This is a genomic window from Rahnella sp. PD4 (assembly GCF_049199325.1).
GTDB classification, from domain to species: domain Bacteria; phylum Pseudomonadota; class Gammaproteobacteria; order Enterobacterales; family Enterobacteriaceae; genus Rahnella; species Rahnella perminowiae.
In genome coordinates this window covers 360,591-375,946 of sequence record NZ_JBLZQF010000001.1, presented here as the reverse complement: position 1 = coordinate 375,946, position 15,356 = coordinate 360,591, and the positions used below count along the sequence as shown (strand labels likewise).

Below are 15,356 nucleotides of genomic sequence, written 5' to 3'. Positions count from 1 at the left end.
CGGCTCTCTGTCCGCGGCATGGCTTCTGTAAGCGAATGCAACAGAAAGGCTGATATTACTTAACCTGTGCTAACTAAGTGGCGTAACATACGCGCTTTCGTGCCTGGCGTTAGCGATGGGTTTATCCGGGCAGCTAATGATTTGACTGATATTTTTCAGGAGTGACAAGCATTATGAGTAAAGTCGTATTAATCGGGATTGTTTCGGTCATTTTCGTTTTGATGGTGCTGATGCTGGGCTCAGTGTATGTCTATCCGTGGTGGATGCAACGCTCCACAGAAGGCGCCTGTGCCGATATCAGCAAGAACAATGCCATCGATACTGTTACCCGTGATTACATGGAAAACCGCATTCCAAACTGGGGTAACGACAAAGACAATATGGGCACATCAGTGCCGGTACTGAATTTCATCAGCGATGATGTTAAAGAAGACAAAGGGACTTACCACATCCCGTTCAGCGCAAAAGGCCCGAATGGCACCCTGGGTTATGTCGCTCACTTCAACTGTTCCAACCATTATGTGAAGTATTCAACTGTCGAGTGATTTTAGGGCCTGGCGACCCGGCGGACCTTTAGGTCAATACCCTGGGTCGCCGCCCTCCTTAAGGATGCCCGCTCAGTCACCCGCTAAGCCGATTCCCTCTCCACCAGCGCTGGCGGCAGGATAATATTCTGTGCCTCCAGATTTTGTCCCCCGATCCTCATCAGTAAGCGCCTCGCTGTCGCATAACCGATTTCGCGTGCGGAATTGGCAATGGAGGTCAGCGGAGGTTCCGTCAGTTCCGATTCCGGCGCATCTTCCATTCCAATCAGGGCAATTTTTTGCTGGAAGAAGCTGTCTACTGCCCCGCCACCCACTTGCGCACCGGTGCGCAGCACGCCGAAATAGGCACCCAGCGCGACGGATGATTTATGGCAGACAATTGCACTGATTTTCGGGTAGCGGGATAATAAAGTTTCGGCAGCATCGGCGGCACATTTATGCTGATAATCACACTCGATAATCCATTCGCTGCGAAATGGCAGGCCGTATTGCAGCAGCGTGGCGCAGAAACCGCCGAGACGTTCGGCACGGGTTAACGAATTGCTCAAACCGCCGAGATAGGCAATTTGTTTGTGACCATGTTTGATCAGATATTCGGTGGCCATTTTCGCTGCGAGCATATTATCGGGTCGGACAACATCAACCCCTTCGATCCCCCCGGAACGTGCCGCGCAGATCAGCGGGACGTCATATTCTTCGGCCTTTTCTTTCAGCCCGGCGAGAGTATTTACGCCACCGGCGATCACAATGCCATCTACGCCGTGGGTCAGCAAAGTCTCGAAACAGCGCATCAGCCCTTTACCGGACGGGCCGCTTTGCAGCAGAAACAACACTTTGCCCTGCGCTTCAAACATCTCACTGAGACCGGCAGTCATTTCGGCATAAAACGGTTCACAAATATCGCGGACAATCAGCCCGACCACGCCGGATTCGCCACCGCGCAGCGTACTCGCCTGACGGTTGCGCACAAAACCCAGCTCATCAACCGCACGGTTAACCCGTTCTGCTGTTATCCGGGAAATACGCCCCTTACCGCTGAGCACCAGCGAAACCGTGGTAACGGAAACGCCGGCATGCTGCGCCACATCTGTAATGGTGATTTTTTTATGATTCATCGGCTGTTGTCGTTCATTTGAAATTCCATAAAACGGGATCCCTTCCCGCCCGCCGTATCCGAAAACCGGAATAATTAGCGTGGTCAGACAGTTATACCTAATCCAGTCTGTCGAGTAAAACGTTTAACCTTATTTAACCCACGTTGTAGAAGGCACCATTAAATAGTGTGAGTTCAGACACGTATTATTTAGGTAAAACGTTTTATCTTAGCCGCCATCAACAAGTCGCTTAATAAAACAACTCAGGGAGCGGGTATGCCTGCCAACAAAAAACAACGTGTTACGCTTTGGGAGTTCTTCCAAAGTTTAGGGAAAACTTTCATGCTGCCGGTCGCTCTGCTGTCGTTTTGCGGCATCATGCTGGGCATCGGCAGTTCGTTAAGCAGTCATGATGTGGTGACGCTGATCCCCGCATTAGGTAATCCGCTCCTCCAGCTGGTTTTCGTCTGGATGAGCAAAGTCGGGTCGTTTGCCTTCAGTTTCCTGCCGGTGATGTTTGCTATCGCTATCCCGCTGGGTATGGCGCGTGAAAACAAAGGCGTTGCCGCCTTCTCCGGTTTCGTCGGTTTCGCTGTACTGAATCTGGCAATTAATTTCTTTCTGACCGCTAACGGCACCTTGCCAACCGTCGATCCGCTGGTGCTGAAGGCCAATAATATCCAGATGATCCTCGGCATCCAGTCTATCGACACCGGTATTCTGGGCGCGGTCATCGTCGGTATCATTGTGTACATGTTGCACGAACGCTACAACACGATCCGTCTGCCGGATGCGCTGGCATTCTTCGGTGGCACGCGTTTCGTCCCGATTGTTACCACCGTGGTGCTTGGTCTGGTCGGTTTGCTGATCCCCCTGATCTGGCCTTTCTTCGCTGCTGGCATTAACGGTCTGGGCCGTCTTATTCAGGGAGCAGGTGTATTTGGCCCGATGATTTTCGGTTCCGGTGAGCGTCTGCTGTTACCCTTTGGCCTGCATCACATTCTGGTTGCATTGATCCGCTTCACCGAAGCTGGCGGCACGCTGGATGTCTGTGGCCGCGAAGTGAGCGGCGCACTGACCATCTTCCAGGCTCAACTATCCTGCCCGACCACGCACGGTTTCTCTGAAAGCGCGACGCAGTTCCTTTCTCAGGGCAAAATGCCTGCCTTCCTCGGTGGCCTGCCGGGTGCGGCTCTGGCGATGTACCACTGCGCGAAACCTGAAAATCGTCATAAAATTAAAGGCCTGCTTATTTCCGGCGTCGTAGCCTGCGTTGTTGGCGGCACCACTGAACCGATCGAATTCCTGTTCCTGTTTGTGGCGCCGGTTCTCTATGTGATCCACGCCATCCTGACCGGCCTGGGCTTCACCATTATGTCCGTGCTGGGTGTGACCATCGGTAATACCGACGGCAATATCATCGACTTTGTGGTATTCGGGATCCTGCATGGCACTGCGACCAAGTGGTATCTGGTGCCGGTAGTGGCCGCTATCTGGTTCGCGGCTTATTACGCTATCTTCCGTTTCTCTATCGTGCGCTTTAACATCAAAACGCCGGGTCGTGAATCTGAGAATATGCCTGCTGCCGCCGCCGTGCCGTCTTCCAGTAAATCTGGCTACAACGTGCCGGTTATTTTGAGTGCGCTGGGCGGTGCCGGTAATATTGTTTCACTGGATAACTGCATCACCCGCCTGCGTCTTTCCGTTGCGGATATGTCGCGGGTTGACGATGCCACGCTGAAAGCTAACCGCGCTATCGGTGTCGTTCATCTTAACGAGCATAATCTGCAGGTCGTCATTGGTCCGCAGGTACAGTCGGTAAAAGATGAACTGGATTATCTGATCCGTACCGCAGCCAGTCAGCCAGCACCGGAACCGGTGATAGCGTAATACGATTAACAGGGCGCCTCCGGTCGCCCTTTTCAGCTTTATTCAGGGAGTGAAAAAATGACTTTTGATTTCTCCACCGTTACTGACCGTCATGGCACCTGGTGCACCCAGTGGGATTACGTCGCTGACCGTTTCGGCAGTGCGGATCTGCTGCCATTTACCATCTCTGACATGGATTTCCCCGCCTCACCCTGCATTCTCGATGCGCTGCAAAAACGTCTGCAACACGGCGTACTCGGTTACAGCCGCTGGCATCACGATGATTTCCTCGGCGCGGTAGCGCACTGGTTTCAGCAGCGTTTTAACAGCCGGATTGACCGGGAAAGCGTGGTCTACGGCCCGTCGGTGATTTACATGGTTGCGCAACTGATCCGTCAGTGGAGCCAGCCGGATGATGGCGTGGTGACCTTCACTCCGGCCTATGATGCGTTTTTCAACGTGGTAAACGGTAATCAGCGCAATATGATGGCCTGCCCGCTGCTTAAAAACGGTAATGACTGGTCGCTGGATGCGCAACATCTGGAAAGCCTGCTGGTGCAACCAACCTGTTCTGTACTGTTGCTGTGCAGCCCGCACAATCCGACCGGTAAAGTCTGGACACGGGAAGAACTGACACTTATTGCTGAACTGTGTGAGCGTCACAATGTGCGGGTGATCAGCGATGAAATTCACATGGATATGGTCTGGGGCGAACACCGCCACACGCCGTGGAATGACGTGGGACGCGGAGAATGGGCGTTACTGACCTCCGGGTCGAAAAGTTTTAACATTCCGGCGCTGACCGGTGCTTACGGACTGATCAGCCATAAAGCCTCACGCGAGGCGTATCTGCACCAGCTGAAAGCCTGCGACGGCTTATCATCTCCGGCCGTGCTTGCCGTTCATGCGCACGTTGCGGCTTATCATCACGGTGAACCCTGGCTGGATGCGTTACGGGAATATTTACAGGGCAATCTGCGTTACGTGGCGGAACAACTGAACGCCGCATTCCCGCCGCTCAACTGGCAGCCGCCACAATCCACCTATCTGGCGTGGATTGATTTACGCCCGCTGGGTATTGACGATAAGCAGTTACAAAATGAGCTGATCAGGCATCAAAAAGTCGCCATTATGCCGGGTTATACCTATGGTGAAGAAGGTAGCGGTTTCCTGCGTCTGAATGTCGGCTGCCCGCGATCGAAGGTGGAAGCCGGTGTTGAAAAATTAATCACTGGCATCAGAGAGTTGGTCTAACTCCTCCCCCTGCGAAGGGGAGGAAGCAAATTCAACCCCCTTCTTGTTGCGCAACAACATTTCATTCAGGGTGATTCTCCCGTTATAATGCCCCGCACATTTCAATAATAATGAGTGCACACCATGATCGACACACGCCTTCCCCTGACAGACATTCACCGCCACCTTGATGGCAACATCCGCGCTCAGACTATTCTGGATTTAGGCCGTCAGTTTAATCTGACCTTACCTGCCAGTGAACTTGAAGCGCTGCGCCCGCATGTACAGGTGATGCATACTGAACCGGATCTGGTAAGTTTCCTGCAGAAACTCGACTGGGGCGTTAAAGTGCTCGGCGATCTGGATGCCTGCCGCCGCATTGCTAAAGAAAACGTTGAAGATGCGGCGCGCGCCGGTCTGCATTACACCGAACTGCGTTTCTCTCCCTATTACATGGCAATGAACCACAAACTTCCGGTCGCGGGTGTGGTGGAAGCGGTCATTGAAGGGATCCGCGAAGGTCAGCAGCATCATGACATCGATGTGCGTTTGATCGGCATTCTGAGCCGTACGTTTGGTGAAGACGCCTGTCTGCAAGAACTGGAAGGTTTGCTGGCGTACCGCGACGGTATTACCGCGCTGGATCTGGCCGGTGATGAACTGGGTTTCCCGGGCAGTCTGTTCCTCAGCCATTTTAACCGTGCGCGCGACGCAGGCTGGCATATTACCGTTCATGCCGGTGAAGCCGCAGGCCCGGAAAGCATCTGGCAGGCAATCCGCGAACTGGGCGCTGAGCGTATCGGCCATGGGGTAAAAGCCGCACAGGATCCTGAACTGATGGATTTTCTGGCCAAACATCAGATTGGTATCGAATCCTGCCTGACCTCTAACATTCAGACCAGCACCGTCGCGTCTTTTGAGCAGCATCCGCTGGCGATTTTTCTGCGCCATGGCGTGCTGGCCTCCATCAATACCGATGATCCGGCAGTTCAGGGCATTGAGATTGCTAACGAATATCATGTCGCTGCACCGGCTGCCGGACTGACGCAAAACGAAATCCGCAAGGCACAGGAAAACGGCCTGACGATGGCATTCCTGACAGCCGCTGAGAAGCAGGCAATTCGCGACAAAGTGTCGGCATAACGCTTTTCACCCAATAAAAAAGGGCGGGAATGTTCTCCGCCCTTTTCTTTTCATTCAACGGATTACACCGTTTTCACTTCTTCTTTCTTCACCTGCGCGGCGGCGTCTTCACGCGCCACACGTCTGGCATAGCGTGAGGCCAGTACCGCACAGACCATCAGCTGGATCTGATGGAAAATCATCAGAGGCAGCACCATCGCGCCCACGGCAGCAGCCGGGAACAGCACGTTCGCCATCGGAATACCGTTCGCCAGACTTTTCTTCGACCCGCAAAATACAATGGTGATTTCGTCTTTGGTGTTAAAGCCAAACAGCCGCGCCACACAGGTGTTGATGATCAGCACAATGGTCAGGAGAACAATCGAACAACCGAGGATCGCCAGCAGCGACCAGCCGTTGATCTGATGCCAGATCCCCTGCACAACCGCTTCACTGAATGCCACATAGACCACCAGCAGAATCGATGAACGGTCGGTGACGTTGACGATTTTCTTGTGCCGCTGTACCCAGGCACCGATCAGCGGACGGCAAAGATGCCCGATGATAAACGGCACCATCAGTTGCAGCACAATGGAACCGATGGCATGTAAGGTGTCACTGGTACCGCCCTGTGTATGCATCAGCAAACCAACCAGCACCGGTGAAAGGAACACCCCGAGAATACTGGACGCCGACGCGCTGCAAATTGCCGCCGGAATGTTACCGCCAGCCACCGAGGTGTAAGCAATCGCAGACTGCACGGTCGCAGGCAATGCACAAAGATACAGAAAACCGTAGTACAACGTCGGCGTCAGAATGCCCACCGGCACCAGCCATTTCATGCCAAGACCGAGCAGCGGGAACAACGCGAAAGTGCTAAGGAACACCACTACATGCAAACGCCAGTGGCTGATACCCGCCATGATCGCTTCGCGGGAAAGCTTCGCGCCGTGCATGAAAAACAGCAGTGCAATAGCGGCTGTGGTCAGATAGCCGAAGAAGGTTTTATAAATCCCTTCACAGGGAAAAAATGAAGCGATCACGACAACACAGACCAGGATCAGCAAAAACTTATCGATTTTCAGACGTTGTAACCAGGACATGAACCTTCCTTGCAAAATGAATAACAAATGAAAAATAAGAGTGTCACCGGCGTGACACTCTGGAAAACGGGATCCTGTGTTAGTTCCTGATGACTTTCAGGGTCGCCTGTTGTTCTGAGGACTGCATCCCCAGTTCGAGCATTTCCATCACGCGGATGGCATCCCCGGCAGGTACCGGATTTTCACCCAGCCCGTTAATTGCATCGCGTACACCGGCATAATAAGCCGGATAGTTGCCCGGAATGGTCAGCAGCGATTTCTCTGCCAATACGCCGTCGTGGCTGAGCGTAATGACGCCATCACGTTTATCGACCCCCCAGTCCGGCTGCGGCAGACGTTCACCGGCTTTCAGACGATCTTCCTGCGGATCCAGCCCGAATTTCACGTAGCTGCCTTTTTCACCCTGCACGATAAACCGCGCTGTTTCAGCAACGGCATAAACCGTGCTGTGCAACACCACGCGACGTCGCGGATAAGTCAGCACTGCGTTGAAGTAGTCGACGGCTTTACCGCCCGGCCGCAGTACAGCCAGATCCGCCTGCAATGTTTCCGGCAATCCGAACAATTGCAGCGCCTGATCCAGCAGATGCGAACCCAGATCGAACCAGATGCCGCTGCCCGGCGCCTCACTTTCACGCCACCGTTGCAGCACCTGGGGTTTATAACGATCATAATGGGATTCGAAATAGACAATATCGCCGAGCGCACCTTCTTCAATCAGTGTCTTAACCGTGAGGAAATCCGAATCCCAGCGACGGTTATGGAACACCGACAGCACCTTACCTTTTGCACGCGCCAGCGCGTCAAGTTCGCGGGCTTCATCCAGCGTCACGGTAAAAGGCTTGTCGACGATGACATGTTTACCGGCCTCCAGCGCCAGTTTCGCCAGCGGGAAATGGGTGGTATTGGGCGTCGGGATCACCACCAGATCAATGGACGCATCGGCAAACAGCTTTTCCGGCGAATCTATCACCTCCACATTGGGCCAGTCCGCATGGACTTTGCCCGCATCACTGCTGGAAACCACCGCCAGCTCGATACCGGGCGTGCCGTCAATCAGAGGTGAATGAAAGGTTTTGCTGGCGAAGCCGTAGCCGACAAGGCCTGTACGTAGGGTCTGGGTCATGAGAGGTTCCTTTTTTTGGCGGTCTTATTTGCAGGACGCTAATCCTCTGATTTGACACCAGCTCCGCAGGATGAACAAGTGAAAATTTGTCCTGTCTCTTTGCACCTCTCCCACACAGAACCGGGTCGGTGTTTTGCTCCTCGCCCTGCGAAGGGGAGGGAGTTACCGCCCGATGAATGCATTAATATCTCGCGCCAGATCCAGCCGCATCCCCTGCTCCCATATCCTCTCTGCCCCTTCCACCGAAATCACCCGTGTCGCCAGCGAGATAAATTTCTCTTTCAGTTGCTCATCAGAAACCGGATTCCCCGGTGCGCCGAGCGCAATATCTACCCGCACGGTTTGCGATGCGCCAGAGCGGGTGATGAGCGTAACATCCGGCTCGCCGTCGGCACTCAGGGTATCGTCTTCCTGCAAATCAATCCGGCGGATCATCGCCAGTAAATCCGGATCCTGGCGTTTATCGGTGTCATACGCCGGCAGACCTGCGTGTCCGAACACCACGCGGGCGGCAATGGCGTAACGGATGCTCATCTGCGCGGCGGCCAGTGTGGCAATTTCGTTGTCACCGCACATGCCACTGAGGAACGGGCAAAGACGCACGACGATTTTTTCGACATCCCCTGCGCCGGCATTCAGCCTTTCCAGCAAAATACCGGTGGCATCGATGGCGGAATGTGTGCCACGACACGAGGCATAAGGTTTGATGGAACAGCGTTCCAGCTTCCAGATCTCCCCCAGTTGTGCCGTCAGGGCTTGCGGCGTCGCACTGGCCGGTGCCAGCGTGGAAAGAAATCCACCCCATTTGTCCCCGAATAACTGCGACGGTCCGCTGATGCCTTGTCTGGCGCTCAGCGCAGCCAGCACACCTCCTTCGGCAGCGCGTCCTGCATGCAATTTTTTACTCTGCGAACCGTCGTGGATAAACGCCCACAATCCGCCGCTGAAACTGCCGGAAATGCCTAACGCTGCGCTGACTTGTTCCGCATTCAGCCCCATTAATTTTCCGGCTGCCGCCGCCGCACCAAACACACCGCAGGTAGAGGTCGAATGCCAGCCCGCACCATTATGGGGTGAATATCCGCCACAGGCTTCAAGCACGCGGCGCGCCACGTCATAACCGATCACGACCGCCGTGATAAATGCTTTTCCGCTGACCGGCTGCGGACATAACGGCAGGACCGCCAGCAAAGCAGGAATGACCACTGCGCCGGAATGATCGCAGCCACCGGTGTCATCGAGTTCCAGCGCATGTGCCGCCACGCCGTTAAGCAGCGCGGCGTTGCGCGGCGATGTCAGTTCACGATAGCCCCACACCGGCGAAAGCGGGAAAGCGCCTTCACTGAGGATCATCGCCGCCACCTCTTTTGCGACATCGCTGGTGGAACCCACCAGCCCCGCGCCGAGCGTGTCGAGGATGTGTCGTTTGGTGCGCTCAACCAGCCGTCCTGGCAAATCATCAAAACGGGTATTCACCACGAATTCGGCCAACATTTGCTGCTGTGTGATATTACTCATGGCTGACTCCCGGCGCAGTGTGTTGCATCCAGATTTGCGCCGGATGCGACGCCTCGTTTTGCGGCCGGTTCTGCGACCACCAGTCAGCGACTTCCCCGGCCGTCGCTACCCAGACATCAGGATGTGACGTGATGTGATCCAACAGTTCCGCCAGCATACCAATCCGCCCCGCCGTGCCGATCACTTCCGGATGCAGTCGCAGCACGTAGCACAAACCAAAACGGTGAAATCCGTCAAAATCCATCTTCATATTACCGAGGGTGTGGCGGTAAGAGGCAATCCGCGACTGTGCCGGCGGCACCGCCGGGCTGAGGTTAAACGCGAAATACGGTTCGTCTTCCATTTCATAATGCAGCGGCAATTCCACCAGCCGCGACGGCTGACCGTCCTGCACCGGCTGGAAATACGGTAAATCATCGCCGCGCCAGCCGGATGTCCAGCTGAACCCTTCGTCCGCCAGCACATCCGTAAAGCCCGGTGCCCAGTTACCTGCAGGCAAACGAAAGCCGCGCGGCACTTTCCCGGTCAGCGCTTTCAGCGCCGCTTTACCTCTTTGCAGACTGTCGGTTTGCTGATGCAACGACAGACCGTCAAAATGGGCGAATTCATAGCCGCAGGTCGCCAGTTCGTGCCCGGCGCGGTCTATGTCACGGATCTTCTGTGGATTCTCATCCGCCACAATGCCCGGTACGCACCACGAGCTGCGCAGATTTTTCCTGTCCAGTAACGCCAGCAACCGGTCGATACCGCGCAGCGTGCCATAACGCCAGACGGACAACGTTTTTTCGCGTCCGGCCACCGCAGGTACCTGGCTGAGAATGCCGTGAATATCATTGAAATCAACGGTGATTACCACTGCAGAGCGGTAACCTGCCGGCCAGTTATGATCAGTCATTGGCATGCTCCTGCATCCACCAGTGGGCGACTTCCCGGCAACGCGCAAACCACACGTCATCCCGCGCTTTCAGGTGCGCAAAAAAAAGGTCGAGTAACATAATGCGGCCAGGTTTTCCGCTGATTTTCGGATGGAACAACGTGGTCAGGCTCAGCCCTTCGTTCATGGCACCGTCGAATTCACGGCACCAGTTATCCAGCGTCAGTTCATAACTGGCGGTGCGGTCTAACCCTGAGGGGAAATTCGGCTCGCGGGTATAGGCTATAGAGGCGTAATCGTCCATTTCCCAACGGCCGGGGATTTCCACCAGCGGGCGTTCATAACCGGGAACCTTCATGAGATAAGGCCGGTCGTCGCCGCGCATGCTGCTGGAATAGGTCACGCCGGCTTCCAGTAGCATGGCAGGCGTTTCCGGATGCCAGTCACCGGAAGGCGTACGAAAACCTTCGGCACGGATGCCCAGAAACTGCCAGAAAATCTCACGGGATTTTTGCATCACCCATAACTGTTTCTCCGCGCTGATGGCGTAAAAAGACTCATGACGATAGCCGTGATACGCCACTTCATGCCCGCGTCCGACAATCGCCTGACACTGTTTCGGCCAGTTTTCCACCACCCACGCCGGAATAAAAAAAGTCGCCGGAAGCTGGTGGTCATCGAGCAAATCAAGGATGCGCTCCAGCGCGCGATAGGGCCCGTAAGCGCCGAAGGTAAAGTAATCCGCTTTCTGCCAGAGGGTGCCGTTAAGCATTGCATCGCCGGTCGGGCCGTCGAGATCAAACGCCAGCGCCATGCAGCCGCGTTTGCCTTGCGGCCATAAACTGGCCGCCTGTTGTGAAATCGTCATGAGTCAGTCCGTCGCCTGAGGTTATTTGCCTTTGTTAATGGTCACTTCTTTGATTGCGCCATCCTGCAGGCCCCATTTGGTGAGGATTTTCAGATAAGTGCCGTCAGCGATCATGTCGGTCAGCGCACCTTTCACCGCATCAATCAGCGGCTGATCGTCTTTGCTGATCCCCATGCCGGTCACCTGATAGGCAAAGGCTTTACCCAGTGGTTTATAAGTGTCTTTTTCCAGGTTCATGATGTACGGCAGGGTTTCGCTGCCCTGCACCACGCCTTCAATGCGCCCCTGGCGCAGCTGGGTACGTGCATCCGCCGTACCTTCCGCACCAATCACCACAATGGCGGGTTTGCCTGCCGGAACACAGTTGGCTTCGCTCCATGCCGCGATTTCAGCCGGGAATGTGGTACGGCGGCTGGTGCCAACTTTTTTGCCACACAAGTCCAGCATGGTATTGATTTCTTTGTGCGCGACGGTGGTATAGAACTGCGGTCCGCTGTTGTAGTAATCAACAAAGGTCGCGATATCCTGACGCGGTTTGGTGTCGGTCATGCCGGATAAGATCATATCGACACGTTTAGTGGCGACGGCGTTAACCATTTGTTCGAAGCCGATTTCCTGCCAGCTGATTTTGCGGTTCAGGCGTTTGCCGATTTCCGTGCCCAGATCGTAATCCATACCGGTCAGATTACCGGTCGCGGGATCTTTGAATTCCAGCGGCGGATAGTTCGGCATCATCGCCACTTTGATTTCGTCTTTTTGCTTCAGCTCCGCCGCACCGGCACCGGAAACAACGCCGTTCAGCAGGACGCCGGCGGTAATGAGGGACAACAATGTTTTTTTCATAAAGGCATTCCCATAGTCAAAAGTTAACGTCAAAAAGGTCAGATCAGGACGGCAGAAATAAAGTTCTGCGTCCGTGGATTTTGCGGGTTGAGCAAAATATCTTCCGGATTACCGCTTTCTATAATTCCGCCTTCGTCCATAAAGACCACGCGGTTTGCCACTTCCCGCGCGAAACCTAATTCATGCGTGACCACAATCATGGTCATGCCCTCTGCCGCCAGGCCGCGCATCACCGCCAGCACCTCGCCGACCATCTCAGGATCGAGCGCCGAGGTCGGTTCATCGAACAGCATCACTTTGGGTTTCATCGCCAGCGCCCGGGCAATCGCCACGCGTTGTTGCTGGCCGCCGGAAAGTTCCAGCGGATAAGCATCGCGTTTATGCGCCAGCCCGACACGTTCGAGCAGCGCCATCGCTTCCCGTGTGGCCTCTTTCACAGGACGCAGCAGCACCTGACACGGCCCTTCAATGATATTTTCCAGCGCGGTTTTATCCGGGAACAGATTGAAACGCTGGAACACCATGCCGGTTTTCAGCCTCTGACGGGCAATCTGCCGGTCGTTAAGCGGGTACAGCTTTTTGCCGTCCATGCGGTAACCGACCAGTTCGTCATCGACCCACACCCCGCCGCTGTCGATGCGTTCGAGCTGATTGATGCAGCGCAAAAATGTGCTTTTCCCTGAACCGGAAGGGCCAATGATGCACATCACTTCACCGTGTTTAACTTCAAGATTGATGTTTTTCAGCGCCTGAAACTGATCAAAGTACTTATTAACATTGACGGCTTTGATAATGCTTTTCATGGTCGGGCTCCTGTCAGTGGCGGGTGCGGCGGCGGGTGCCACGGCCAAAATAACGCTCAAGACGGTTCTGCCCGAGCGACAGCACAGTCACCACCACCAGATACCAGATGCCTGCCACAAACAGCAGTTCCATTACCCGCGCATTGGCGAAGTAAATGGTTTGTGCGTTATAGAGCACTTCGGAATACTGGATCATGCTGGCAAGACTGGTGGTTTTGACCATGCTGATGAATTCGTTACCGATGGGCGGGATTATCACCCGCATTGCCTGCGGCAAAATAATCCGCCGCAGTGCATGCAGGCGGGTCATACCGATGGATTTCGCGGCCTCATACTGCCCGAGATCGACCGAAATCAGCCCGGCACGCACCACTTCCGAGGTGTACGCGCCCTGATTAATGCTCAGGCCGAGCAGTGCGGCGGCGAACGGCGTCATGATGTCAACGGTCTGAAGGCTGAATACGCCGGGAATGGCGATGGTCGGAAAAATCAGTGCCAGGTTAAACCACAGCAGCAATTGTAAAATCAGCGGTGTGCCGCGGAAAATCCACGTATACCCCATTGCCACGCTGCGCAGCACCGGATTTTGTGACATGCGCATGACGGCAATAATCACGCCGAACACGATCCCCAGTGCCATCGCCAGCACCGACATGACAATGGTATTGCCCAGACCAAAAAGAATGGCTTTGGCGGTGAGAAACTGTGCCACGTACTGCCATTCGATTTTGCCATGCGCAAAGGCGTTCACCAGCAACGCCAGCAGCAGCAGGATCACTGCCGAGGCAAAAATCCGGCCGTAATAACGCTGGGGTACAGCGTGATATTCACTGAGATCAATCTCTGCGCTTTTCGCACTTTCTGACGTTTTAGTGTAAAGGGTCATCAGGCTTCTCCCGCACGATTATAAAGACAGGCCAGCGTAACCATTGACCCAGTTTGCCTGCGCCTCGAGACGGGTTTTCAGCCGCGCAATCTGCTCTGCTACCCGCACCGGTGCCGTGCCACCCTTACCGCTGCGGGCGTTGATCGCCGCTTCCAGTGTCAGGCATTCACGTACATCAGCACTCAGGCGGGCATCAACCGCCAGTAACTGCGCATCACTGACTTCGTGCAGCGCCAGATTGTATTGCTCGCACACCTGCACCAGTTTGCCGGTGATTTCGTGGGCTTCCTTGAACGGCACACCACGACGCGAAAGCCAGTCGGCCACTTCCGTCGCCAGCGTAAAACCTTCCGGAGCCTGTTCACGCAAACGCTCAACATTGATGGTCATGGTGTCGATCATGCCCGCCATCGCAGGCAGCACTAACAGCAACTGCTCAACGGTATCCATCGCATTACGTTTGTCTTCGACAAGGTCACGGTTATAGGAGAGCGGCAGGCCTTTCAGGGTGCTCAGCATGGCAGTAACGTTGCCAATCAGCCGGCCACTTTTACCGCGTGTCAGTTCAGCGATATCCGGATTTTTCTTCTGCGGCATGATGGAACTGCCGGTGGCGTAGCCGTCATCGAGCTCAACCCAGCGGAACTGGCGCGAGGCCCACAGGCACACTTCTTCACTGATGCGGGAAAGATTGACGCTCAGCATACTGCCTGCAAACAGGAATTCTGCGACATGATCACGGCTGGCCACGGCATCAATTGAGTTCTCGCAGGCACCGTCGTAACCGAGATCTTTGGCGGAAAGTTCAGGATGCAGGGCAATGGCTGAACCGGCCATCGCCGCCGCGCCCAGCGGCGACAGTGCACAACGTTTATCCCAGTCCTGAAAACGTTCAACGTCACGGCAAAATGACTGTGCATGCGCCATCAGCTGATGCCCGAATACAATCGGCTGTGCCTGCTGAAGATGGGTAAAACCCGGTGCCAGTGTATGAATATGCTGTTCCGCCTGCTTCACCAGTGCGGTCTGAAGTCCGAGCAGGGCCGCCACAATCTTGCGGGCGTTATCGCGCAGGTAGAGACGTAAATCGTTAGCGGTCTGATCATTACGTGAGCGCCCTGCCCGCAATTTGCCGCCGAGTTCGCCAAGCCGCCCGGTCAGGCTGCGTTCGATAAACGTATGCACGTCTTCATCCGCCTGAATCGGCGCAAGAATGCCGGCACGGAAATCCTTCGCCAGTTGTTTAATCGCATCGACCATCAGAACCGTTTCGTTTTCATCAAGCAAACCGGCCCGGTTTAATTCATAAGCATGGGCGCGGCAACCTTCCAGATCATATTCAGCGAGGGAAAAATAATATTCCGGGCTGCGCGATAACGCGCTTAAGGTGGCAGCTGGACCGTGTTTAAAACGGGCTCCCCAAAGCAGTTCTGGCTGTTGTGACATATTTTTTCCTTGTATGGCATAAATGT

14 protein-coding genes are annotated in these 15,356 nt (G+C 54.8%); 4 read left to right on the top strand and 10 right to left on the bottom strand.

What is annotated here, in order from left to right:
* Positions 1 to 173: 173 nt before the first annotated feature.
* On the top strand, positions 174 to 545 hold the full coding sequence (locus ACOZIO_RS01605; RefSeq protein WP_129951270.1) for a protein YebF: 372 nt from the start codon (positions 174 to 176) through the stop codon (positions 543 to 545).
* A gap of 83 nt (positions 546 to 628) precedes the next feature.
* On the opposite strand, the gene malI is transcribed toward ACOZIO_RS01605, so the two are convergent.
* Positions 629 to 1,660, bottom strand: a complete 1,032-nt coding sequence (gene malI, locus ACOZIO_RS01600; RefSeq protein WP_129951269.1) for a Mal regulon transcriptional regulator MalI — start codon at positions 1,658 to 1,660, stop codon at positions 629 to 631.
* Positions 1,661 to 1,915: 255 nt separating this feature from the next.
* Here malI and malX point away from each other — a divergent pair, with 255 nt between their 5' ends.
* The 3 genes from malX (at position 1,916) to add (ending at position 5,884) form a co-directional block, all read left to right on the top strand.
* On the top strand, positions 1,916 to 3,529 hold the full coding sequence (gene malX / locus ACOZIO_RS01595) for a maltose/glucose-specific PTS transporter subunit IIBC (protein ID WP_377422821.1): 1,614 nt from the start codon (positions 1,916 to 1,918) through the stop codon (positions 3,527 to 3,529).
* A gap of 57 nt (positions 3,530 to 3,586) precedes the next feature.
* On the top strand, positions 3,587 to 4,762 hold the full coding sequence (locus ACOZIO_RS01590) for a MalY/PatB family protein (RefSeq protein WP_421594858.1): 1,176 nt from the start codon (positions 3,587 to 3,589) through the stop codon (positions 4,760 to 4,762).
* A 123-nt stretch (positions 4,763 to 4,885) separates the two neighbouring features.
* Entirely contained in the window at positions 4,886 to 5,884 is a 999-nt protein-coding gene (add, locus tag ACOZIO_RS01585; RefSeq protein WP_129951266.1) for an adenosine deaminase, read from the top strand.
* Positions 5,885 to 5,946: 62 nt separating this feature from the next.
* Here add and ACOZIO_RS01580 read toward each other — a convergent pair whose 3' ends face one another.
* The 9 genes from ACOZIO_RS01580 to argH all read right to left on the bottom strand — a co-directional run bounded on the left by ACOZIO_RS01580 (position 5,947) and on the right by argH (position 15,330).
* Entirely contained in the window at positions 5,947 to 6,966 is a 1,020-nt protein-coding gene (locus tag ACOZIO_RS01580) for a bile acid:sodium symporter family protein (protein WP_129951265.1), read from the bottom strand.
* 79 nt (positions 6,967 to 7,045) lie between these two features.
* A complete protein-coding gene (locus tag ACOZIO_RS01575) occupies positions 7,046 to 8,092 on the bottom strand; it encodes an oxidoreductase (RefSeq protein WP_421594857.1) in 1,047 nt (348 codons plus the stop codon).
* A gap of 162 nt (positions 8,093 to 8,254) precedes the next feature.
* Positions 8,255 to 9,610, bottom strand: a complete 1,356-nt coding sequence (locus ACOZIO_RS01570) for an MmgE/PrpD family protein (RefSeq protein WP_217138629.1) — start codon at positions 9,608 to 9,610, stop codon at positions 8,255 to 8,257.
* A complete protein-coding gene (locus tag ACOZIO_RS01565; RefSeq protein WP_421594856.1) occupies positions 9,603 to 10,505 on the bottom strand; it encodes a polysaccharide deacetylase family protein in 903 nt (300 codons plus the stop codon). The genes ACOZIO_RS01570 and ACOZIO_RS01565 overlap by 8 nt, the downstream gene beginning before the upstream one ends.
* Positions 10,498 to 11,352 carry a polysaccharide deacetylase family protein gene (locus ACOZIO_RS01560; RefSeq protein ID WP_217234226.1) on the bottom strand — a complete coding sequence of 285 codons (855 nt, stop codon included), beginning with the start codon at positions 11,350 to 11,352 and terminating at the stop codon, positions 10,498 to 10,500. Before ACOZIO_RS01560 ends, ACOZIO_RS01565 begins: the two co-directional genes overlap by 8 nt.
* A gap of 21 nt (positions 11,353 to 11,373) precedes the next feature.
* Positions 11,374 to 12,195, bottom strand: a complete 822-nt coding sequence (locus tag ACOZIO_RS01555; protein ID WP_129951260.1) for an ABC transporter substrate-binding protein — start codon at positions 12,193 to 12,195, stop codon at positions 11,374 to 11,376.
* Between the two features lie 38 nt (positions 12,196 to 12,233).
* Positions 12,234 to 12,998: an amino acid ABC transporter ATP-binding protein gene (locus tag ACOZIO_RS01550; RefSeq protein WP_129951259.1), complete on the bottom strand. Its 765-nt coding sequence runs from the start codon at positions 12,996 to 12,998 to the stop codon at positions 12,234 to 12,236.
* Between the two features lie 13 nt (positions 12,999 to 13,011).
* Positions 13,012 to 13,884: an amino acid ABC transporter permease gene (locus ACOZIO_RS01545; RefSeq protein ID WP_129951258.1), complete on the bottom strand. Its 873-nt coding sequence runs from the start codon at positions 13,882 to 13,884 to the stop codon at positions 13,012 to 13,014.
* A gap of 18 nt (positions 13,885 to 13,902) precedes the next feature.
* Positions 13,903 to 15,330: an argininosuccinate lyase gene (gene argH, locus ACOZIO_RS01540; protein ID WP_217219945.1), complete on the bottom strand. Its 1,428-nt coding sequence runs from the start codon at positions 15,328 to 15,330 to the stop codon at positions 13,903 to 13,905.
* Between the last annotated feature and the right edge of the window lie 26 nt (positions 15,331 to 15,356).